Source organism: Maribacter cobaltidurans, assembly GCF_002269385.1.
Classification (GTDB): domain Bacteria; phylum Bacteroidota; class Bacteroidia; order Flavobacteriales; family Flavobacteriaceae; genus Maribacter; species Maribacter cobaltidurans.
The window spans coordinates 4,586,393-4,609,802 of the sequence record NZ_CP022957.1; the positions used below are offsets into that span (position 1 = coordinate 4,586,393).

At 39.9% G+C, this 23,410-nt stretch carries 19 protein-coding genes; 10 read left to right on the forward strand and 9 right to left on the reverse strand.

Annotation, left to right across the window (positions count from 1 at the left end):
• Nucleotides 1-33 precede the first annotated feature (33 nt).
• The 4 genes from CJ263_RS20605 to CJ263_RS20620 form a co-directional block, all read right to left on the reverse strand.
• Complete coding sequence (locus CJ263_RS20605) at nucleotides 34-216, reverse strand: hypothetical protein (protein ID WP_094998991.1); 183 nt, start codon at nucleotides 214-216, stop codon at nucleotides 34-36.
• Between the two features lie 114 nt (nucleotides 217-330).
• Complete coding sequence (locus tag CJ263_RS20610) at nucleotides 331-951, reverse strand: L-threonylcarbamoyladenylate synthase (protein ID WP_094998992.1); 621 nt, start codon at nucleotides 949-951, stop codon at nucleotides 331-333.
• A 9-nt stretch (nucleotides 952-960) separates the two neighbouring features.
• The gene (locus tag CJ263_RS20615; protein ID WP_229702372.1) at nucleotides 961-1,848 is read right to left on the reverse strand and encodes a glycoside hydrolase family 16 protein; all 888 of its coding nucleotides are present in this window, start codon (nucleotides 1,846-1,848) and stop codon (nucleotides 961-963) included.
• Nucleotides 1,849-1,892: 44 nt separating this feature from the next.
• A complete protein-coding gene (locus tag CJ263_RS20620) occupies nucleotides 1,893-4,217 on the reverse strand; it encodes an ATP-dependent helicase (protein ID WP_094998993.1) in 2,325 nt (774 codons plus the stop codon).
• A gap of 133 nt (nucleotides 4,218-4,350) precedes the next feature.
• Between CJ263_RS20620 and CJ263_RS20625 the strand changes: the two genes are divergently transcribed.
• The 5 genes from CJ263_RS20625 (at nucleotide 4,351) to CJ263_RS20645 (ending at nucleotide 9,171) form a co-directional block, all read left to right on the forward strand.
• Nucleotides 4,351-4,899, forward strand: a complete 549-nt coding sequence (locus tag CJ263_RS20625) for a DsrE family protein (protein WP_094998994.1) — start codon at nucleotides 4,351-4,353, stop codon at nucleotides 4,897-4,899.
• A 9-nt stretch (nucleotides 4,900-4,908) separates the two neighbouring features.
• Entirely contained in the window at nucleotides 4,909-6,216 is a 1,308-nt protein-coding gene (locus CJ263_RS20630) for an amidohydrolase (protein ID WP_094998995.1), read from the forward strand.
• 6 nt (nucleotides 6,217-6,222) lie between these two features.
• Nucleotides 6,223-7,776 carry an FMN-binding glutamate synthase family protein gene (locus CJ263_RS20635; protein WP_094998996.1) on the forward strand — a complete coding sequence of 518 codons (1,554 nt, stop codon included), beginning with the start codon at nucleotides 6,223-6,225 and terminating at the stop codon, nucleotides 7,774-7,776.
• A 12-nt stretch (nucleotides 7,777-7,788) separates the two neighbouring features.
• A complete protein-coding gene (locus CJ263_RS20640) occupies nucleotides 7,789-8,559 on the forward strand; it encodes a hypothetical protein (RefSeq protein ID WP_158657218.1) in 771 nt (256 codons plus the stop codon).
• A 93-nt stretch (nucleotides 8,560-8,652) separates the two neighbouring features.
• Nucleotides 8,653-9,171, forward strand: coding sequence for a DUF7935 family protein (locus CJ263_RS20645; protein ID WP_094998998.1), 519 nt, complete (start codon nucleotides 8,653-8,655; stop codon nucleotides 9,169-9,171).
• A gap of 152 nt (nucleotides 9,172-9,323) precedes the next feature.
• Here the strand turns inward: CJ263_RS20645 and CJ263_RS20650 are convergent, their stop codons facing one another.
• Together CJ263_RS20650 and CJ263_RS20655 are read right to left on the reverse strand one after the other, a co-directional pair.
• Entirely contained in the window at nucleotides 9,324-10,238 is a 915-nt protein-coding gene (locus CJ263_RS20650) for a patatin-like phospholipase family protein (RefSeq protein WP_094998999.1), read from the reverse strand.
• Nucleotides 10,235-12,325, reverse strand: a complete 2,091-nt coding sequence (locus CJ263_RS20655) for a M1 family metallopeptidase (protein WP_094999000.1) — start codon at nucleotides 12,323-12,325, stop codon at nucleotides 10,235-10,237. Before CJ263_RS20655 ends, CJ263_RS20650 begins: the two co-directional genes overlap by 4 nt.
• 81 nt (nucleotides 12,326-12,406) lie before the next feature.
• Here CJ263_RS20655 and CJ263_RS20660 point away from each other — a divergent pair, with 81 nt between their 5' ends.
• From CJ263_RS20660 to leuB, 5 genes are all read left to right on the forward strand, one after another.
• Entirely contained in the window at nucleotides 12,407-14,947 is a 2,541-nt protein-coding gene (locus CJ263_RS20660; protein ID WP_094999001.1) for a DUF559 domain-containing protein, read from the forward strand.
• A 107-nt stretch (nucleotides 14,948-15,054) separates the two neighbouring features.
• Entirely contained in the window at nucleotides 15,055-16,470 is a 1,416-nt protein-coding gene (leuC, locus tag CJ263_RS20665) for a 3-isopropylmalate dehydratase large subunit (protein WP_094999002.1), read from the forward strand.
• 28 nt (nucleotides 16,471-16,498) lie between these two features.
• Nucleotides 16,499-17,095, forward strand: coding sequence for a 3-isopropylmalate dehydratase small subunit (gene leuD, locus CJ263_RS20670; protein ID WP_094999003.1), 597 nt, complete (start codon nucleotides 16,499-16,501; stop codon nucleotides 17,093-17,095).
• A 20-nt stretch (nucleotides 17,096-17,115) separates the two neighbouring features.
• The gene (locus CJ263_RS20675; protein ID WP_094999004.1) at nucleotides 17,116-18,627 is read left to right on the forward strand and encodes an alpha-isopropylmalate synthase regulatory domain-containing protein; all 1,512 of its coding nucleotides are present in this window, start codon (nucleotides 17,116-17,118) and stop codon (nucleotides 18,625-18,627) included.
• 24 nt (nucleotides 18,628-18,651) lie between these two features.
• Entirely contained in the window at nucleotides 18,652-19,707 is a 1,056-nt protein-coding gene (gene leuB, locus CJ263_RS20680) for a 3-isopropylmalate dehydrogenase (protein WP_094999005.1), read from the forward strand.
• Between the two features lie 72 nt (nucleotides 19,708-19,779).
• On the opposite strand, the gene CJ263_RS20685 is transcribed toward leuB, so the two are convergent.
• From CJ263_RS20685 to CJ263_RS20695, 3 genes are all read right to left on the reverse strand, one after another.
• Complete coding sequence (locus CJ263_RS20685; RefSeq protein WP_094999006.1) at nucleotides 19,780-21,042, reverse strand: serine hydrolase domain-containing protein; 1,263 nt, start codon at nucleotides 21,040-21,042, stop codon at nucleotides 19,780-19,782.
• 97 nt (nucleotides 21,043-21,139) lie between these two features.
• Nucleotides 21,140-22,339: an MFS transporter gene (locus CJ263_RS20690; RefSeq protein ID WP_094999007.1), complete on the reverse strand. Its 1,200-nt coding sequence runs from the start codon at nucleotides 22,337-22,339 to the stop codon at nucleotides 21,140-21,142.
• Nucleotides 22,340-22,598: 259 nt separating this feature from the next.
• Entirely contained in the window at nucleotides 22,599-23,378 is a 780-nt protein-coding gene (locus CJ263_RS20695) for a 3-keto-disaccharide hydrolase (RefSeq protein ID WP_094999008.1), read from the reverse strand.
• Nucleotides 23,379-23,410: the final 32 nt, after the last annotated feature.

Consider the following 23,410-nt stretch of genomic DNA (forward strand, 5'->3'; position numbering starts at 1 on the left):
AGCGGCTCGAGGGAGCCGCTTTTTTTATTCCGATTATTTTCTCATTTTGAGATAATCCTTTAAAACCAATAGAAATAGGCCAAACCAAATTAAACGATAAAACCAGATATTCATTTCAAATCCAAAAAATTGCCCCGTATCTCCCATGCCGAAAAAGCTATAAATAATCGTTACCACAGCAATTGCCATTCCTATAATTAAAATTGTTCTTCTCATATTTATAATTAAATCAATGTCCTATTAGTAATGCAGCACGTAAATTACCGTAGTACTGCACTTGATACAACGATGGAATTAAAAAGGTAAAGGAACTTTCGAATTCTTTTATTCCTAGATAATATCTATATCCCCTTTACCTTCCCTAATGACCTCGGGAAAACCTGTGGATAAATCAATTATGGTCGAGGCCACGTTTCCTCCGTAACCTCCATCAATTACAATATCGACCAATTTATCCCATTTTTCGTAAATAAGTTCAGGGTCGGTAGTGTACTCAAGTACATCATCATCATCACGAATCGAGGTGGAAACAATAGGATTTCCCAATCCCAACACCAAGGCTTTGGCAATATTATTATCTGGAACACGTATTCCCACCGTTTTCTTCTTCTTAAAATCCTTAGGAAGGTTATTGTTACCTGGCAAGATGAAGGTATAAGGGCCTGGCAATGCCCTTTTTAAAATTTTAAAAGTTGCGGTGTCTATTTGCCTGGCATAATCCGAAAGGTTACTTAAATCTGCACAGATAAACGACCAATTGGCCTTTGCCAACTTTACGCCTTTTATTCTGGCAATTTTTTCAAGAGCTCTGGAATTGGTAATATCACATCCTAAACCATACACCGTATCAGTAGGATAAATGACGAGTCCACCCTTTCTTAATACTTGAACCACCTTGGTAATTTCCTTGGGATTTGGGTTCTCTTCGTATATTCTGATAAGCTCGGCCATAACATGTCATTATTTCTGATATACCCTTACATAATCTACCTCCATAACCGCTGGAAAAATGGAATCATCAACACCTTCAAGTCCGCCCCAGTTCCCCCCTATAGCAATATTCATTAGAAAATAAAAGGGCTTGGAAAAAGGCCAATTATCCGAATTTGAAATATTTGGTCTTAGAAAATTCAATTTTATATTGTCCTCGGTATCGATATAAAATTTCATGTATTTATCTGTCCAAAGCACACCATACGTATGAAATTCCTCTTCTATAGTTTCCAAGGGAACGGGACCTGAAGTAATCTGGGTTCCTTTTACATGGTTGTTCGCCGTGCTGTGAATCGTGAAATGTACCTCATTGGGGCTATAGCTTACATATTCCATGATGTCTATTTCTCCACAGGCGGGCCAACCCACTGAATTAATATTATTTCCCAACATCCAAAGTGCTGGCCATATTCCTTTTCCTTTATCCTCCGGAATTTTTGCGCGAATTTCGATTTTTCCAAATGTAAACTCCTTTTTGCTATTTAATCTCGCAGAAGTATACATACTACCATCAACGTTTTCTTTTTTGGCAATAATCTTCAACGTACCATTACTTACCTCAACATTACCCTCATTCTGATAATTTTGTAGTTCGTTGTTTCCCCACCCGTTATTTCCAGTTTCAAACTTCCAGTTTTCTTGGGAAAGCTCTGTTCCGTCGAACTCATCGCTCCAAACCAATTCCGCATCATCCCAATAATCGGGAGCAAAGACATCCTCTCCAGTAGTAGGAGGAGGAGCCTCCAAATTTTCTTGAAGAACACTTTCCAACGGCTCTTCTGTTATGGAAGCACTTTGACAAGATGCCATAAAAGAAAAGGCGATGAACGGAATGGACAATCTATATTTTAGCATCTGACTAGATATTTTTACCAATTTAGTGATTTACGACTTAATCACTATAGGACTTCCAATTTAGCAAACCTAAGAAGTAACTTTTTTACATCCCCTTGATCGAATTTGATTTCAGCTTTTCTATCATTTCCTACACCTTCTATCTTAAGTACTTTCCCCCTACCAAACCTTGAATGGTTTACCAGGGCACCTTCGGCTAATCCTGGGTCAATAGTATTGGTATTTCCAACAGGTTGGGAAAGTTCCGGTTTAATTTTTCTCAACTTTTTAAGTTGATTTAGATTAGGTCTATCTATACTTGGGGGTGTTCCGTTTTTTGGTTTTACCTGACGTAATTTACTTTTATCCACTTCCCCGAATATATCGGCATCTATCATGGACTTATAGCGATATCCTCCATCCAAAGGAGTTAGATTCTCAACATATTGCTCATCGATTTCTTCTAAAAATCGGCTAGGTTCCGCATCTATCAACTTTCCCCATCGATACCTGTTTTGGGTATAGGTCAAATAGGCCTGTTTTTCTGCTCGGGTTAAGGCAACGTAGAAAAGTCTTCGCTCTTCCTCAAGTTCGCTCCTGGTGTTCATACTCATTCCCGATGGAAAGAGATCTTCCTCCATACCTACTATATATACATAAGGAAACTCCAGTCCTTTGGCCAAATGTATTGTCATTAAAGCTACCCGGTCATCATCCCCTGTGTCATTATCCAAATCCGTCGCCAAGGCAACATCCTCCAAAAATTCGCTCAACCCTCCGGTCGCATCTGCGATTTCCTTTTGCCCTTCCACAAAATCCTTGATACCGTTGAGCAATTCCTCAATATTTTCCATTCTGGCAATGCCTTCCGGAGTGCCGTCCTTTTTAAATTCCAGCAAGAGTCCTGTTTTCTTGGCTACATGTTCAGCAAGGGTAAAGGCATCGGCCCCTTGGTTCATAATTTGAAAGCTTTTAACCATGGTGACAAAATCCTCCAATTTTCTTTTCGTGCCCGAATTTATTTTCAGGTCTATTTTGGAAATGTTCTCCATAACCTCGAACATGGAGCGCCCGTAATGATTTGCGGCAACCACCAACTTATCTATAGTGGTCTGTCCTATTCCTCTCGCAGGAAAATTGATGACACGTTTCAATGCCTCTTCGTCCTTTGGGTTGATTACCAACCTTAAGTAAGAAAGTACATCCTTGATTTCCTTTCTTTGGTAAAATGATAACCCCCCATAAATTCTATACGGAATATCCCTTTTTCGCAAGGCATCCTCAATGGCCCTTGATTGTGAGTTTGTACGATACAAAACAGCAAATTCCCCGTTGGACATTTGATTTTGCATCTTGTGGTCCCAAATGGAATTGGCTACAAAACGACCTTCCTCCGCATCGGTAATGCTTCTATGGATTTTTATTGCGGCGCCATCGTCATTGGCCGTCCAGACATTTTTTTCCAGCTGATTTTTATTCTTGGCGATAATCGAATTCGCAGCATTCACGATATTTTTTGTGGACCGATAATTCTGTTCCAAGCGATACATGCCCACATTGTCATAGTCCCTTTGAAAATTAAGAATGTTACTAATATTAGCTCCACGGAAAGAATAAATACTCTGCGCATCGTCCCCTACGACACATATATTTTGAAATCGATCGGCTAAAGCTCTAACTATCAAATATTGTGAGTGGTTGGTATCCTGATACTCATCTACCAAAATATACCTAAAACGATCTTGATATTTTAAAAGAACATCTGGAAATCTAGTAAGCAATTCATTCGTTCTCAAAAGCAAGTCATCAAAATCCATGGCCCCGGCCTTAAAACAACGATCCACATAATTCTGGTAGATGTCCCCAATTCTTGGTCTCTTTGCCATGGCATCGGCCTCCACAAGTTCTGGGTTGTTGAAATAGGCCTTTACCGTAATGAGACTGTTCTTAAAGGATGAAATTCGGTTCTGAACCTGTTTGTATTTGTAAATGTCCTTGTCCAGACCCATTTCCTTGATGATGGAGGCTATCAATCTTTGGGAGTCCTGGGTATCATATATGGTAAAATTACTTGGGTAACCAAGTTTGTCGCCATCATATCGAAGTAATTTAGCAAACACCGAGTGAAAGGTACCCATCCAAAGATTCTTGGTCTCTGAAACCCCTACAATTTCGGAAATACGCTTCTTCATTTCACGGGCAGCCTTATTGGTAAAGGTTAAGGCCAAAATATTAAAGGCGTCCACCCCCTGCTCCATCAAATAAGCAATACGGTATGTAAGCACCCTGGTCTTTCCCGACCCGGCACCGGCGATTACCATTAAAGGCCCGTCTTTGTGTAAAACAGGAGCCTTTTGGGCATCATTCAACTCATCTATAAAAGAACTCAACGTAATACAATTTTTAAGACGTGAATTTAGCCATAATTAAACGATACCGAAAATGATGTTTTTTAGATTTATAAACAATGAGGCAAGTGGTTTGTTCCTTTTTAAATATCTTTAACCGATTGAACTTCTACACATGACCAACACTTTAAAAATCTCAAGTTTACTACTGCCCATAGCCTTTTCATTACAGTTTTTACATGCACAAAACAAGGAAAGTGGACCTATTATTGAAAATTATGGTAAGGTTTGGAGAATAGAGAACCAAGACTACAAATTGGATACTTCAAAAACATTCAAAGCCGTTTTTGATATTATGACCTCCCCTGATGATTTGAATCAGGTAAATCCTTCCATAGAGACCGCTGCCAGGTTTTTAAACATGCACGCCCAGAACGGGGTTCCATTGGAACAACTTAAAGTTGCCCTGGTGATACATAACCAAGCCTCAAAAGATGTGATTTCTTCTGCGGCTTACAAGACAAAATACGGAACGAAAAATCCCAACGAGGAATTATTAAAGGCCTTGATGGCCGCTAAGGCAGATATTATATTTTGTGGTCAATCCTCTGCTTCAAGAGGATTTCCCAAAGAAGAACTTTTGGAAGGGATACAACTATCCCTGAGCGCAATGACCGCATTGATTCAATTACAAGACGATAATTATAGACTGATTAAATTTTAAAAGAGCATTATGAAAAAACTAGGTTTACTCACCCTTTTGTGCTGTGGTTTGATGGCAACGGCCCAAAAGTCCATGGACAAGGATTTTAAAGCAATAGAGGAAAAGGTCATTGAATGGAGAAGATATTTCCATGAGCATCCGGAACTGTCCAATAGGGAATTTGAAACCGCGGAAAAAATTGCCGACCATTTAAAAAGTTTGGGCATTGAAGTTGAAACCGGTGTTGCCCATACCGGAGTTGTGGGTATACTCAAGGGAAATAAACCTGGGAAAGTGGTAGCTCTACGAGCCGATATGGATGCCTTGCCCGTTACGGAGCGAAACGATTTGCCCTTTAAGAGCAATGTAAAATCAGAATATTTAGGCAACGAAGTAGGAGTAATGCACGCTTGCGGACATGATACGCACGTGGCTATACTTATGGGCGTAGCCGAAGTTCTTTCAAAAAACAAGGATAAAATAAAGGGTACCGTTAAATTCATATTTCAGCCTGCCGAGGAAGGAGCTCCCCCGGGAGAAGAAGGTGGGGCGGCCTTAATGATTAAGGAAGGGGTGTTACAGAATCCGGATGTGGACGCTATTTTTGGTTTGCATATCAATTCTCAAACTCCCGTGGGCATGATTCGATATAAATCTGGAGGGGCTATGGCGGCCGCCCAAAGATTCGTTATCACCGTAAAGGGGAAGCAAAGCCATGGCTCACAACCTTGGTCCGGTGTTGACCCTATTATGATCAGTGCCAAGATTATTGATGGATTACAGACTATTATCAGTAGAGAAATGAACCTGACCAACGAAGCTGCGGTAATTACCGTTGGAAAAATTACCTCGGGGGTCAGAAACAACATCATTCCCGAAAGCGCAGAAATAGTAGGTACTATTAGAACCTTGGATTATGATATGCAAAAGCAATTGAATCGCAGAATGAAGGAAATGGTAAAATCCATAGCCGAAGCTTATAGAGGGGAGGCTACCACTGAAATATCAGATGGTACAGCAATTACCTATAACTATCCAGAATTGGTTACCCAAATGCTGCCCAGCATGGAGGCCACAGCGGGTAAGGAAAATGTTGTTGCGACCAAAGCCATTACAGGTGCCGAAGATTTCTCTTTCTATCAAGAAAAAATACCTGGCTTTTTCTTTATGCTTGGAGGAATGACACCAGGTAACACGGAATCATTTCCGCATCATACACCGGATTTCAGAATAGACGACAGTGGCTTATTGTTAGGCGTAAAAACACTTACGGCCATGAGCCTAGATTACTTGAACAGCAAAAATACCCCTAGACTGGAAAATCAACCAAAAGGATAAATTTTAATGGCTTATCTAATTGTTTTGTCGCCCATATTTCCATGGTGGGCGTGGATTCTTATAGGTTTATTACTAGTAGCTATTTGGGATATATTTATTCAAAAAAAGCATACTATAAAACATAATTTTCCCATTGTAGGCCATCTCAGATACTGGCTGGAAAGTATTGGACCGGAGATGCGCCAATATTTTGTTGCCAATAACCGGGAAGAACTTCCCTTCAATAGGATTGAGCGTGGATGGATATATGCATCCGCTAAAAAAGAAAACAATTATGAAGGTTTTGGAACGGACAGGGATATATACGCCCATCAGCATGTTTTTATAAAAAATAGAATGATGGCCTATAAGGTTCCCCAAGGCCACCCCAATGAATCAGACCCCTATTTTATGCCCTGTGCAAAAGTCATGGGTCAATTCAATAAGAGAAAAAGGCCCTATAGGCCTGCAAGCATCATCAATGTTTCGGCTATGAGTTTTGGGTCTTTATCGGCAGCAGCTGTGGAGGCCATGAACATTGGTGTAAAAAAATGCGGGGCCTATCATAATACGGGTGAAGGCGGACTCTCCCCATATCACAAACAAGGTGGGGATGTCATTTTCCATTTTGGTACGGGGTATTTTGGAGTTAGAACTCCGGATGGTAACTTCTCCATGGAAAAAATGAAAAAGCTAGTTAATGACAATCCTTGCATAAAAGCGATTGAGATAAAACTTTCACAAGGTGCCAAACCAGGAAAAGGAGGTGTTTTGCCTGGAGCCAAGATAACCCATGAATTAGCGGAAATCAGAGGGGTTGAAGTGGGAAAGGACGTAATATCACCTGCAACACATAAGGCTTTTTCCTCAGTTCCCGAACTTATGGAGTTGATAGAGCAAATCGCTGATGAAACCGGATTGCCTGTTGGTATTAAAGCCGCCATAGGAAAATTAGATCAATGGGAAGAATTGGCCGACCTTATGCTAAAAACGGGTAAAGGACCCGATTTTATAACTATTGATGGTGGTGAAGGTGGAACAGGGGCAGCCCCACCCTCCTTTGCCGATCATGTTTCCCTTCCGTGGGTATATGGCTTTTCCAGTGTTTACAAAGTTTTTCTGGATAGAAAATTAACGGATAGGATCGTTTTCATAGGAAGCGGAAAATTAGGATTCCCCGCCAAGGCAGCCATGGCCTTTGCTATGGGAATAGATTGCATCAATGTGGCCCGTGAGGCCATGATGAGCATTGGCTGCATCCAAGCACAGGTGTGTCATACCAATAGGTGCCCTACGGGAGTCGCAACCCAAAACAAATGGCTGCAAAATGGTATTAACGTCCCTTTAAAGTCGGATCGATTGGCCCAATATTTTAAAACCTTCCGGAAAGAATTTTTAGAAATAACCCATGCAGCAGGATATGAACATCCCTGTCAATTTACCATGGACGATGTCCAGGTAAATTTGGATGATAATGAACTAAATAAAAGCCTTGCCTACGCTTATGGCTATAATAAGCCGAAGGTTTCTTTTAATGGTGTTCAGGAATTGAAAGACTGTTCGTATCTTGGCAGCAAATAAATGCTAGTAAACATGAAGAAAATTTTGCCATTTTTAATAGTTACTTTTTGCGTTACGGGCACTATTAGTGCACAAAAAAAAAGTGAACTTATTGAGGAGAACCAGGATTTAAAATTTCGACTGGACTCTATTACCCGTTTGGTCTCAACGGCACAATCCAATCAAAAAATCAGCGAAATCAAGGCAGAGGAATTACAATCCCAAGTTACTGAATTACAGGATGCGAATGCAACTTTGCTCAAAAACCTGAATAGTTTTGCTGCCTTATCCAGCCAAAATTCCGAAAATATAAACAAAACCTTAGCTACCTTGGAAAGAAAAGAGGCTCAGCTAAAAGGTATTGTAGATGGTGTTGCCAGCAATGATTCTACGGCCATTGTCATTTTGACAAATGCCAAGCAGACCCTGGGGGAAAATGCCAAGGTTCAGGTAAGCAATGGTTCTGTCATTATTTCGGAGAAATTAGATTTCTATTTCGTTGACGGTTTGGGTACTAAGGTTCAAGATTCGGCCAAGGAGTGGTTGGAGAAAATTTCGAAAATCATTTCCGCCAATCCGAAATCGGCCGTTACCGTTTCAGGATTGAGCATGACAGGGGAATTGGACATTGCACTAAATCAGGCAGCTTCCGTTGCCCAAATTCTTATCAAGGACTATGGTATAGAAGGTGCTAAGGTAAGCGCCAAGGGTTTGGATGGCGGACTGAGGGAGTCGTTACAGATAGAAATCCACCCAGACTACAAATCCTTCTATGCAACTGCTAAGGACGATGTGAAAAACTAAAATTGCATTTCATCGATCAAGTCATATACTAATTGACAAAACTGGTCGTTAAAGAGTCATGAATTATGAACTAAACAGTTTAATATTACAAGAATGACTTCAGACCAAATTTTTCAACTTTTTGCTTATTTATTACCATCGATTGTAACCGGTGCCATTGCATTTTATTTTTTCAGAATGCATACCAACAATGAGGAAGGAAGAAGACGTTTCCTCTTGCACAAGGACTCACAAAAGGACACCCTTCCCATTCGTTTGCAGGCCTATGAACGTATGGCATTGTTCCTGGAAAGAATAGCCATACCAAGTTTGGTTGTTCGGGTAGCGCCAAAGAGTCAGGACAAGGATGCCTATGAAAGCCTTCTGATAAAAAGTATTGAAACAGAATTTGATCACAATCTTACACAACAAATCTATATGACAGACGAATGTTGGAACATTATAAAGGCTGCCAAAAATGCTACCGTACAGATGATCCGGAAGGCCGCTATGAGTCAATCCGATACAGCAGACAAACTTCGGGAGGACATATTGAACGATACCATGGAAAAAGCCTCCCCTTCGGCTACTGCCCTGTCCTTTGTGAAAAAGGAAATCGGGGAATTGTGGTAGTTAAGAGTTAAGAGTTAAGAGTTAGTGAAATTACTTAATGCACCTTCAAGACCCAAAAGATTTATTGCATCCGTTTCTGTTAAATTAACTAGATTTTCTACCATTGAAATAACAAAATTTCTACGTCTGACATCTAGTAACAAACATCTAAATCACTCATTTTCATTGGGTTCTATTGGGTTAGTCTCCTCATTCTTATTTTTGGCATAGAGATACCCACGTTTCCACCAAAGAGTCATTTTCTTCTTATCAAAAATTAGGGAATTTGTGGTTAGGATTGTGGGAGTATAATAAAGGTTAATGATGGCATTGTTCTGATTGGCCACAAATTTCCCTATTCTTATGTTTTGGTTTTCAATCCTATCAAAGACAAAACTCATCATGGATGTCAAAAGCTCAAAGGGATTTCTGGAAGGCATACGGTTCAAATAATTTACCTCCGTGTGTAGAACTACTACATCAACTTCCGTAGCCCCCCTTTTAATGGCCTCCTCTATGGGAACAATGCTACCCAATCCACCATCGGCATATTCACAACCTTCCTTTCTGACCAAACTCATGAAAGGTGTATAATTTGCGGAAATCCAAATCCAATCACAAAAATCCTCGTAGGAACATTCTTTTATCGATTTGTATTCGACTTGGTTCAGGGAAAGGTTACTGACCGTAATGACGACATCGGACATTCCCTTCTTTAGCTTGTTGAATTCGGTTTTCGTTAGGCTTTCACTGATAAGTTTCCGAAGGTTCTCACTTTCTCCAAAGGTTTTTTTACCCTTTATGAAATTCCGAATTACATTCCAGTGGTTAATACCAATTTCATCGCTCCCATGTACTTTCTTGATTACAAAAGGACAATTATTGAAAATACTACTTTGTGTTACATTGGAATAAATACGTTTGATCTTATTTAATTTACCCAAGGCCAAATGGGAAATCAATAAACTCCCCGTGGAAGTACCCACAAAAATATCATAGGTTTTTCCCGCATCTTGAATAAGAAATTGGGCTACGCCACCGGCAAAAGCCCCCTTACTACCTCCTCCTGAAATGACCAAAGCCCTCATGGTAATTCTATTTTGGTTTTTAAATAACGTAAATCCGATGGTTTTAGTTGCATGGCTACAGAGACAATCTGTTGTTTTAGGTCTTCGTTCTTAAGCATTTCGTCTAGTAAATTTCTTACAAACATTCTGAATTGCCAAGAATGATGATCCGTTGCCAAAATCAATTGCCTTAAAACTTCCCCATTGACAGCGTTTATTTGATATAGATATTGAAAGGCACTTTGCCTGATTTCCGGATTATAGATTTTTCGGGTATAAGAAATCAATTCTTCCAGATAACTTGCCTTCTCAGTCGTTTTATAGTCAGGAGTCACCAAAGCCAAAGTCAGCCACAGAAGACGGACATTTTTATTGGGTAGGCCAACTACATCTTCAAGTTTATTCAAATACCCAACCCGACTTTCGGGAAAAGCCTCCCATAATTTAAAAAGGGTATATTCTTGGGTAACGTAACTTTTATCCTGCAAAAACGACTCAAAATACGTTTTAAACTCCGGCTTAACTTGTGGTATGGATATGGCCAAAGCCTGTCTCACTTCCAGAGAAAGTTCATTTTGAAAAATTCTTTGAAGCGTTGAATTCTGAATTTGGCTATGGTATTCAGAAATTAAATGCGTTTTAAAAGGTTTTGGGGTCTCCCGGTTCCACAACCACATTAATTTTTCATCGTCCAAAGCCGTTGACCAATCCAACTGATCTTGTAAAAAAAAGTAGTTTTTCAGACTTTCATTTTTCCTTGCCAAATATGTCTTTGCGTCGTCCCAAGGAAATTCGGTCGAAATCAACCATCTAGATTTATAATCATCCAAATTCTGATGAGATGCCTCTTCCATCTCTTTTAAAAAATCATCCACGGTTACATTTTTATAGGCATACTTTTCTAGGTAGGATTTGATTCCTTTTTTAAAAGCTTCCTCCCCTACTTTCTCCCTCAATATCACCAAGGCCCATGCTCCCTTTTCATAAAAAGTAAGGCTACTTGCTTTGGGATCCAATAGACTTTCTCCCTTTTCCTCTTGGGACATTTTGTACAGTTGTCTGGCCGTATCATACAATTTCCAATAAAAATGATCTTCGCCAAAAATATTCTTTTCGGCCAAGTAGGCATAATACGTAGCAAAACCCTCATGCAACCAATGGTGGTTACCATCCTTTTCGGTAACCAGGTTTCCAAACCATTGGTGGGCCATTTCATGGGCATTGATATTAACATAATTACGATCGATAAATGCCGTGGAATCTATGACATAAGCATCGGAAAAAATAGTAGCGCCCGTATTTTCCATTCCCGCATAGAGAAAATCATGAACCGGAATTTGTTTGTAATTCTGCCAAGGGTAGTCAACGCCAATTTCCTCCTCAAAGAAATCAAAAATCTTCTTGGTATATCGGTAGGTGGGTTCAACCTTTAAACTATCCTTCGGATAGAAATAATTATCGATAGGTACACCGCTTTCAGATTTCAACTCCTGTTTGTCATATTTTCCAATGGCAAAGGCCAATAAATAGCTGCTCATGGGATTTTCCATAGAAAAGGAATAAACTGGATTTTTTACCGGTCCTTGAGTATACGAATTAAATTTGCCATTGGTGACCACTCGAAAGGGGAAGTCTACTTGTATATTCATATTAAAAACAACCTTCTCCTCCATATCATCAAAACTGGGTAACCAATGACTGGTATATTTACCCTGTCCTTGGGTCCAGACTTGGTCGTTGTCGGGATTGTCGTCATCAAGTCCTATAAAATAAACCGTCTGTTTAGGTGTGCATGAATATTGGATAAACAGCTTGTGGTCAACTCCCTTTTTAAACTTATTTTTAATCACCAATCTTTTATCATCGTAATTCCATTTAACTCTTTTATCGTCTAATCTCACTTTTTCAAAATCCATATTTTTGGCATCCAGCCAAACGGAATCTACATTTTGAAGAATGTGAAAGTCATAAAAGACCTTTCCTGAAATGGTTTCTTCGGACAGGTCAGGAGTGATTACTACCGTCGCCTTTATAAAATCTACCTTGTCCTGATGCTGGGAAAAAGCGGACAGACCAAGGAACATAAATAAAAACCAAACCCGATTCATAACCATAAACAATTAATTCTTGGACCAAAATAAGGCTTTTCCTGTATTGCAGTTACAGATGGTAAGCCCTAATTTAGTCGGATGAATGCCGGATTCCTTCAAACGCCCATTGTGTATCTTAAAGGTGTAGGCCCCAACAGGGCGGAAACCTTACAGTCCGAATTAAGTATTCAGGTTTACCAAGATTTATTGAACCTCTTTCCCAATAGATATATAGACAAGACCCAGTATTACAAAATAGGCCAACTCCAAAAAAGTAATGCGGAGGTTCAGATTGTGGGAAAAATTGTCCATATCAAAACGGTAGAGCAAAAACGGGGCAAAAGATTGGTAGCCAAATTCGTAGACGATACGGGCGAAATAGAGCTGGTTTGGTTCCGGGGGCAAAAATGGATCAGGGAAAATCTAAAGCTGAATACACCATATGTGATTTTTGGCAAGTGCAACTGGTTCAACGGCATGTTTTCTATGCCTCATCCGGAGATGGAGCTTCTTTCAGAACACGAAAAGAGTCTTAGAATTCACATGCAACCGGTATATCCTTCAACCGAAAAATTAAGCAATAAGGGCATTACCAATCGTGTGTTGGGCAAACTGGTACAGCAGCTTTTTGTGGAAACAAAGGGAAAATTTTCAGAAACCTTATCCGATAAAATTTTATATGAATTAAAACTGATTCCGAAGAGCGAGGCACTTTTTAATATTCATTTTCCAAAAAATCAAGAATTATTGGCAAAAGCCCAATTCCGGTTGAAATTCGAGGAGCTTTTTTACCTGCAACTACAACTGATTGCCAAAAACATGCTCCACAAGCAGAAAATCAAAGGATTCAACTTTGATCAAGTAGGAACCTTGTTCAATGATTTTTATGCCAATCATTTGCCTTTTGAACTCACTGATGCCCAGAAAAGGGTCATCCGAGAAATAAGGGCCGATTTAGGTAGCAATGCCCAAATGAACCGATTATTACAGGGCGATGTAGGTTCTGGAAAAACCATTGTAGCGGTTATGACCATGTTGTTGGCCATAGATAATGGTTTTCAAGCGTGCTTGGTAGCTCCTACGGAAATCCTGGCCAATCAACATTACAACGGAATCAAGGAATTGTTAGCAGGAACCGCAGTAACCTGCAAGCTTTTGACCGGCTCGGTCAAGAAATCCGTCCGAAAACCTATCCATGAACAACTGGAAAATGGAGAGCTCCATATTCTTATCGGGACCCATGCCGTGCTGGAGGATAAAGTAGTATTCAAAAACCTAGGTTTGGCGATAATTGATGAACAGCATCGATTTGGTGTAGCGCAACGTTCCAAGTTGTGGCATAAGGGAAGCCCACCCCTAACCCCTCCCAAAGGGAGGGTGAATGAAATCCATGCTCAATATCAAACCGCCAGACCTTCAACTTATAATTTGTTGAAGGAACTACAAAAAGACAGAAAAAAACATACCACGGAAGCCGAGCAAATTCTATGGGAGTCATTAAAAACAAAGAAACTAGGCGATAAGTTTAGAAGACAACATATCATAGATATGTTCATTGTAGACTTTGTTTGTATTTCCAAAAAGTTAGTTATTGAAGTTGACGGAAAATACCATGATGATGCGTCCGAGCAGGAAGCCGATACAATGAGGGCCCAAATTCTCAATGATTTTGGATATAAGGTAATACGATTTACAAATGAAGAAGTAATCGGGAATATCGACTCGGTGATATCTAAAATTGGGACAGTTCTGGAAAGCCTCCCCTCCGGGGAGGTCGGAGGGGCTCCCCCACCCCATATTCTAGTCATGACGGCAACCCCCATTCCACGAACCCTGGCCATGAGCCTTTACGGGGATTTGGATATTTCGGTCATTGATGAATTGCCGCCGGGAAGAAAACCCGTAAAAACGGTACACCGATATGATTCTAACCGTTTAAAAGTGTTCCAGTTCATTAGGGATGAAATTGGAAAAGGACGACAAGTGTATGTCGTCTATCCTTTAATTCAAGAATCCGAAGCATTGGATTATAAGGACTTGATGGATGGGTATGAGAGTATTGTTCGTGATTTTCCACAACCCGATTATCAAATTTCCATAGTCCATGGGCAAATGAAACCTGAGGATAAGGATTACGAAATGGAGCGCTTTGTAAAAGGAGAAACCCAAATTATGGTCGCTACCACGGTGATTGAAGTCGGCGTAAATGTTCCCAATGCCTCGGTCATGATTATAGAAAGCGCAGAACGGTTTGGGCTTTCGCAGCTGCATCAATTACGTGGTAGAGTGGGTAGAGGAGCCGACCAAAGTTTTTGTATTCTAATGACGAGCTACAAGCTAAGCTCCGAAGCCAAAACCCGATTGGAAACGATGGTACAAACCAATGATGGGTTTGAGATTGCTGAAGTGGATTTAAAACTCCGTGGCCCTGGAGATATCATGGGAACCCAACAAAGTGGTATGTTAAACTTAAAAATTGCAGATATTGTAAAGGATAATTCTATTTTAAAGTCCGCCAGATATTATGCCATGCAGCTATTAAAGGACGACCCTTCCTTAGAAAAACCGGAGAATCTTGTAATTAGGCATTTTTACGCACAACTGGTCAAATTTAAAAATATCTGGAACTATATTAGTTGATTGTCATTTTTAACAGATTCAAGTTTTGAACATCGTAATTTAAACACGTGCTCGTTTCTTAAAAATCCTTGTTTTTAATACTTTTACATTCTTACATTATAAAGATTATGAGCGCAACAAAAACGTTATTTGATAAGGTGTGGGATTCCCACGTAGTACATAAAATTGAGAATGGTCCGGATGTCCTGTTCATCGACCGTCATATGATTCATGAAGTAACGAGCCCTGTAGCCTTTTTAGGCCTAAAAAATAGGGGTATCGGTGTTTTATATAATGAAAGAACTTTTGCAACAGCGGATCACAATACCCCAACAATCAACCAGCATCTTCCTGTAGAAGACCCTCTTTCTGCCAATCAATTAAAAATGTTGGAGGAAAATGCCAATGAACACGGTATTTCCTATTGGGGATTGGGCCATGAAAAAAATGGAATTGTTCACGTTGTTGGACCGGAATACGGAATTACACAACCCGGAGCCACCATTGTTTGTGGAGATTCACATACATCTACCCATGGGGCCTTTGGCGCTATTGCCTTTGGTATTGGCACATCTGAGGTGGAGATGGTTTTGGCCACCCAGTGTATCATGCAGCCCAAACCGAAAAGAATGCGTATCAATATAAACGGTGAACTTAGTAGAGGGGTGACTCCAAAAGATGTCGCATTGTTTATAATTAGTCAATTAACGACCTCAGGAGCCACTGGTTATTTTGTGGAATATGCAGGGGATATCTTCCGAAATATGAGTATGGAAGGAAGAATGACCGTGTGTAACCTTAGTATAGAAATGGGTGCACGTGGTGGTATGATTGCTCCGGATGAAAAAACTTTTGAATACATAAAAGGACGCGAATTTACTCCTACAGGCGATGATTGGGATAAGGCAATGGCCTACTGGGAAACCCTTTACACGGATAAAGATGCCATCTTTGACAAGGAATTGACCTTTGATGGGGCACTGATAGAACCAATGATAACCTATGGAACCAATCCAGGTATGGGAATGGGAATCTCAAAAGACATTCCATTGGCCACGGCTACCCAAGGTGGAGCCAGCAGCTATAAAAAGTCATTGGAATACATGAATTTCAATGAAGGCGAAAGTATGATGGGAAAAACCATCGATTATGTTTTCCTTGGAAGCTGTACCAATGGGCGAATTGAGGATTTTAGGGCTTTCACTTCTTTGGTCAAGGGTAGAAAAAAAGCGGATAATGTCACCGCTTGGTTGGTTCCAGGATCTCATAAGGTAGAAGCTGCAATTAAGGAAGAAGGACTATTGGACATCCTAACAGAATCCGGATTTGAACTGAGAGAACCTGGATGTTCTGCATGTTTGGCAATGAACGAGGATAAAATTCCTGCAGGAAAATTGGCCGTGAGTACCTCCAACAGGAATTTTGAAGGTAGACAAGGCCCAGGGGCCAGAACCATTCTTGCAAGTCCGCTGGTAGCAGCAGCAGCAGCGGTTACTGGAAAAGTAACCGATCCAAGAGAACTTATGGAATTGGAAACCGCTTAATTAAGAAACAAAACTTAGACAAAACAAAATGGCTTACGATAAATTCAATATATTAACATCAACAGCAGTTCCGTTACCCATAGAAAATGTGGATACGGACCAAATTATTCCAGCCCGATTCTTAAAAGCGACGGAAAGAAAAGGCTTTGGAGACAACCTTTTCAGGGATTGGAGATACAATCAGGACGATAGCCCTAAAAAAGATTTTGTGCTGAACGACCCCACTTACAGTGGCAAAATATTGGTAGGAGGTAAAAACTTTGGCTCGGGATCGTCTCGTGAGCACGCCGCATGGGCCGTATATGATTACGGATTTCGTTGTGTAGTTTCCAGTTTCTTTGCAGATATCTTCAGAAATAACTGTTTAAATATTGGTGTGCTGCCTGTTCAGGTAAGTGCGGAGTTCTTGCAAAAAATATTTGACGCCATTGAGGCTGACCCAAAAACTCAATTAGAGGTTAGTTTACCGGAGCAAAAAATCACTTTGTTATCTACGGGAGAAAGCGAAAGCTTTGACATTAACGAATACAAGAAAAATAACATGACCAACGGTTTCGACGATATCGATTACTTGTTGAATATCAAGGATAAAATAGAGACCTTCGCCGCTAAGACTCCTCTTTAATTATACTCCAGAAAACAAGGATGAAAAGAAAGTTGGAAATTATGGATACCACCCTAAGGGATGGTGAACAAACCTCTGGAGTATCCTTTTCAGCATCCGAAAAGCTTACTTTGGCCAAACTCCTTCTTGAAGAACTGAAGGTCGACCGTATTGAGGTGGCATCGGCCCGGGTATCTGAGGGAGAACTTCAAGCGGTTCAGCAAATTACGGAATGGGCTAAGGCTAATGAATACTTGGACAAAGTAGAGGTTCTAACCTTTGTTGATGGAGGCATTTCCTTAGACTGGATGGAAAAGGCTGGTGCCATTTCACAGAACTTATTGACAAAGGGTTCTTTAAACCACCTAACACATCAGTTAAAAAAAACACCGGAACAACATTTTAACGAAATCGCAGAGATTTTTAAGGCTGCATCAGAAAGAGGTATTATCAATAATATTTATCTGGAGGACTGGAGCAACGGTATGCGAAATTCTAAGGAGTATGTTTTTGAGTTTTTAGATTTTCTAACGACTCAACCCGTTAAACGCGTTCTTTTGCCAGATACCTTGGGGGTACTAACGTATAAGGAGACTTTTGATTTTATTTCCGAAATCGTAAAAAAATATCCTAAACTTCATATAGATTTTCATGGTCATAACGACTATGATTTAGGAGTGGCAAATGTTATGGAAGCTATTAAGGCTGGATGCCATGGGCTACACTTGACCATAAACGGTATGGGTGAACGTGCCGGAAATGCACCTATGGCCAGTGCAATTGCAGTTATCAATGATTTTCTGCCTGATATAGATATTAACCTAAACGAAAAGGCGCTTTATAAGGTCAGTAAATTAGTATCTGCCTTTACAGGTATTAGTATTCCTTCCAATAAACCTATAGTCGGGGAAAATGTTTTTACACAAACCGCTGGAATTCATGCGGATGGGGACAGTAAAAAAAATCTATATTTCAGCGACTTAATGCCGGAACGTTTTGGAAGGAAACGTAAATATGCCTTGGGGAAAATGTCCGGAAAGGCGAATATTCAAAAAAACCTTCAGGAGCTTGGTTTAACACTTAACGAAGATGAACTTAAGAAAGTAACCGCAAGGATTATTGAACTAGGCGATAAGAAGGAAAGGGTAACCAAAGATGATTTACCCTATATCATTTCCGATGTACTCGATACGGACTTTCAACAAAAAGTTTTTGTGAAGTCCTATGTATTGACCCATGCTAAAGGACTAAAACCCTCTACCACGCTTTCGTTGGAAATTGACGGTAAAATTTTTGAAGAAAATGCCTCTGGAGACGGTCAATATGATGCTTTTATGAATGCCTTGAGAAAAATTTATGCATCGCAAAATCTTGTTTTGCCTCGCCTGACCGATTATGCCGTTAGAATACCACCAGGTAGTGCTTCAGACGCTTTATGTGAAACCGTAATAACGTGGGACATAAATGGCAAGGAGTTTACCTCTCGCGGATTGGATTCCGACCAAACAGTATCTGCTATTAAAGCCACAGAGAAAATGCTAAATATAATTTAATCAATAGAATAGAAAATTACTATAATGAAACTAAACATAGCGCTATTAGCCGGAGATGGAATAGGCCCAGAAGTTGTAGATCAAGCTGTAAAAGTATGCGATGCCATTGCAAATAAGTATAATCACGAAATATCGTGGAAACCTGCACTGACCGGTGCAGCTGCCATAGATGCGGTTGGCGAGCCCTATCCAGATGAAACTCACGAAATCTGTGCTAGTTCGGATGCGGTACTGTTTGGTGCAATTGGTCATCCACGATTTGATAATGATCCTTCCGCCAAAGTACGTCCGGAGCAAGGTCTTTTAAAAATGCGGCAAAAACTGGGTTTGTTCGCCAACGTTAGGCCCACATTTACCTTTCCATCCCTAATTGATAAATCTCCTTTGAAAAGGGACAGAATAGAAGGAACCGATTTAATAATTCTGCGTGAATTGACTGGAGGTGTCTATTTTGGGGAAAGAGGAAGAAAAGACGATAACAATACCGCTTTTGATACAATGACCTATCAAAGATTCGAAATTGAGCGTCTTGCCCGAAAAGGATTTGAAATGGCCATGAAACGTTCCAAAAAATTATGTTGTGTGGACAAGGCCAATGTTTTGGAATCTTCCCGTTTATGGAGGGAGACCGTACAGGCCATGGAAAAGGAGTTTCCCGAAGTAACTGTTTCCTATGAATTTGTGGATGCCACTGCCATGCGCTTAATCCAATGGCCCAAAGGATATGATGTCATCATTACCGCCAATCTTTTTGGGGACATTTTAACCGATGAAGCTTCCGTAATTTCTGGATCAATGGGATTAATGCCGTCTTCTTCCGTAGGTAGCAAAGTTTCATTGTACGAGCCTATCCACGGTTCCTATCCGCAAGCCGCTGGTAAAGATATTGCCAACCCCTTGGCGACTGTTTTGTCCGCAGCAATGTTGTTTGAGGATTTGGAGTTGACCAAGGAAGCAGAAGAAATAAGAAGGGTTGTAAATAAATCACTTGCTGAAGGAATCGTGACCGAAGATTTAGCAGAAGGTGGTAAATCCTATAAAACCAGTGAAGTTGGAGATTGGCTGGCCAAAAACATCTAATCAATTCACTTTAATAAAACATAAAACCCTCAATATTGAAATATTGAGGGTTTTCTTTTGATAATAATGGAATTATAAGCTCGCCAAAGCATCTGGTGATAATTCGTATATATGTTTAACAATTTCCCTTAGTTCTGGTATAACCGTCCTTGCCAATCGGGAATTGTTGTTCATTAACACACAAATACCCAAATCTGAATCAGGGAAAAGTGCAATTTCATTTCTATAACTATTAACACTTCCGCCGTGATGTACTATGGTTTCCTCTTTATTGGTTGTTTCATTCTTCATTGTGTGGACTCTCCATCCAAAAGCATAAGCTGATTTTAAATGTCCTTCCCAACGTTGATAATACTTATTGTTCTCGTTCAATTCGATAAAAGGCTCAAAAGCTTTTTCCAAGGTATTTTTTGTCATAACAGCAGAATTATGCCCCAACAAAAACCGCATCCATTTGGCCATATCTATTGAACTAGCGTCGATTCCTCCAGCGGCTACAGCGTTATAATAATTATTTTTTAATGCTAAAACGCGCCAGTTGTTTCCATTTTTCGAATGGGGTTCAGCAATATTTTTATTTTCTATAAATGAGTGATGGTCCATCATAGTATTGGACATACCCAAGGGCTTGAAAAACCGGTCCATCAACAAAGAACTGATATCCTCTCCAGTCGCCTGCAACATGACTTCTTGGCTCAAGGCAAACATGGCATTTTGATAACTATATTGTACACCGGGCTCGCTTAAAGGCTCTACATGTTTAAATTGTTCGGCAATCTTGCCCATGGACAACCCGGCTTCGACCAAGTTAGTATAGCTGTGATATGGTGTACCAGAGGTGTGCGATAGTATGTGCGCTATTTTTATCTTTTTTGTGTTGTCGCTATCTCCAAAAGCAAACTGGGGAAGGTAATCTGCGACTTTATCCATGAAGTCAAAAGTGCCTTCTTCCACTAATTTTGCCGCTAGAACACCGGTAAAACCTTTAGACAGTGAACCCAGCCGGAATATCGTCTCTCCATCTACCAGAATGTCCTTTTTACTATTACGTTTACCATAACCTTCCGCCAATAAAATGGAATCACCTTTAACGATACTTACTCCGGCTCCAACGAGTTCTCCCGACTTTAAAGCCTGAACAAAGTATTCATTAACAGCTATTTCCAACGCTTTTTTTCTGGAAGCATAGATTTTAGCCTCCTTTTGAATGGCCAGTTGATTCGGAAAGTTGACTTTGGAAACTTCCTCTGATCTAATGTCTATAGTCGCTGCAGAAAAAGTAAAAAGAATAAGCACCAATAAAAAGGCACCTAAAATGAGTTTTAAACGTTGCACTTTAAAGAATGATTTAAGTATAATTTCTAACGTACAAATTAGAAATTAATTACGACAAAAACCATAAAGTTGTGAAAGCACTATATTGAGTTGTCAATTAGGAACTTAACGCTACTTTCTTAGATTTTCCTTCCTTTTGTTTTCGGTATAAATAGATTGCAATGGCCAATATAACCCCGCAAGCAGCCAAAATACCACCTACCAAACTAGAATACACCACCTCAAAACCAAAAGCCATGGGTAAACCAGCTAAATAGGCACCAGAAGCGTTACCCATATTAAAAGCACTTTGGTTCATGGAAGAACCCAACATTTCGGATCCTTTTGCTGTATTTATAATGGCCATTTGAATGGGGGTAGAAACTGTAAATGCAATGGCCCCTATTAAGAAAGTAAATACCATAAGTAGGTAGGGATTAGTGGCTATAAACATATTTATAACCAAGACCACCGACATAACGGAAAGACTTATTATTACTGCTCTTAAAGGAGAAAATATTTCTGCCATCTTTGCGCCTACAAAATTCCCAAATACCATCCCTAAACCGGCAAGCATCATGGCATATCCCACAAAATGATCTTCCAACCCGGCCACATCCTTTATCAATGGCGCTATATAACTATACCAAGCAAAAAAGCCTCCCGTGCCAATGGTGGTCAAAGCAATCATGGCCCATAGTTGTTTATTTCTAAGAGCATCAGACAATTTTACTTTGGGACTACCGGTAGTCGCTTCCATTCTGGGCATCCAAAGCTGAAGCGTAGTTAAGGTCAATACCCCAACAATGCCAACCAAAAAGAAAGAAGTACTCCAACCGAACTCTTGACCAATATATGTCCCTACGGGAACACCAATGACGTTGGCCACCGTTAAACCGGAAAACATAATGGCGATACCTTGCGCAGATTTACCTTCTCTTGCCAATTTCATGGCCACCACTGCTCCAATACCAAAAAATGCTCCATGGGGAATACCGGACAAGAAGCGTAAAACCAGTAATGTACCATAGTTAGTGGCCAAACCGGACAAGGAATTGAACAAGGTGAACCAAATCATCAATAGGAACAACATCCGTTTTGGTGATAGTTTGGAACCAAGGCTAGTTAGCAAGGGAGCTCCAACAACAACACCAAAGGCATAAGACGCTATAAAATGTCCGGCTTCGGAAATTGTTATTCCCAAAGAATTAGACACTTCGGTCAATATGCCCATAATAACGAACTCCGTCAGACCAATACCAAATCCTCCAATGGCCAAGGCAAACAATGCTTTTTTGTTCGATGGATTAATATTCATTCTTTATAAATAACACTGGGTAACTACCCAAGAATTTTGGGGCAAAGTTAACGAACTTGTTTAGTACTTAGTATCACAGCATTATCCTATTTATATTCAATATTAACCTAAATTGTTAGTATTTTGTTAAGTATTGATAAAATGGCATATAATTTCAATTTTGTGCAAAATCGAAATCTGTTTTTAGGAGCTAAATAATTTGGCTTACAATAAAGACGGATAACAGCACTTTCCGAAGAGAACAAAGAACAATTAAACGTTAATCATCCAATTTCATTAATTCAATATTTTTGAATTCTATAGGATGTCCTTCTGCCTGAAGTGCTACATAGCCTTCACTTAGAATTTTTGGGTAACCATTTTTAATAAGTTCCTTGGCAAATTCATCTGAGTCATCATACTGGGCGGCACTATATTCCAAAACCTTCTTACCATTAATTTTATGGGTAATTAATTTGCTACCATGTACTTCCAATTCCATTTTCACCCAAGCAGTATCATTAATTGCCGGGTAATTTGAATTCGTGCAATGCTCCGTGACTAAGCGATTGTTCATTTCAATATGCGTTCCAGCTGTGCATACGTTTCCAGTAAAACGTTCCATTTTTCCATCACCGCCTAAAATTTGGGCTTCAGGTGCCACTAATAACACTTGACCCAACGGTAATTTGGAGGGATGTAGGGAATGATATTTAATACCACTGTTTTTGAAAGCCCAAGAGGGTGCGCCAGTTACTTTCTCTCCAATAAATCGATACTCTAAACGTAGTTTGAATTGAGAAAGTTTTTCCTTATAGAAAATATGCCCAAATTTATTATCAAAAGTGTCGTAACCGTCATAGCTAACTACTAATTTACCATCTTTTACTCGAAAGGTATTAAGATAATTCACCCCGTATTTCTCACCTGTAAACTTTGGTGACCATCCTTCCAAATCTTTACCGTTAAAGATAGAAACCCATACCCCTTCCTTTTTTTGAACACTGGAGCAACTTACAAAAAAGATAATTGTAATTACTGTGCACCATTTACTCCTCATCTTTTTACATTTTAAATCATCTTCTTATAAGT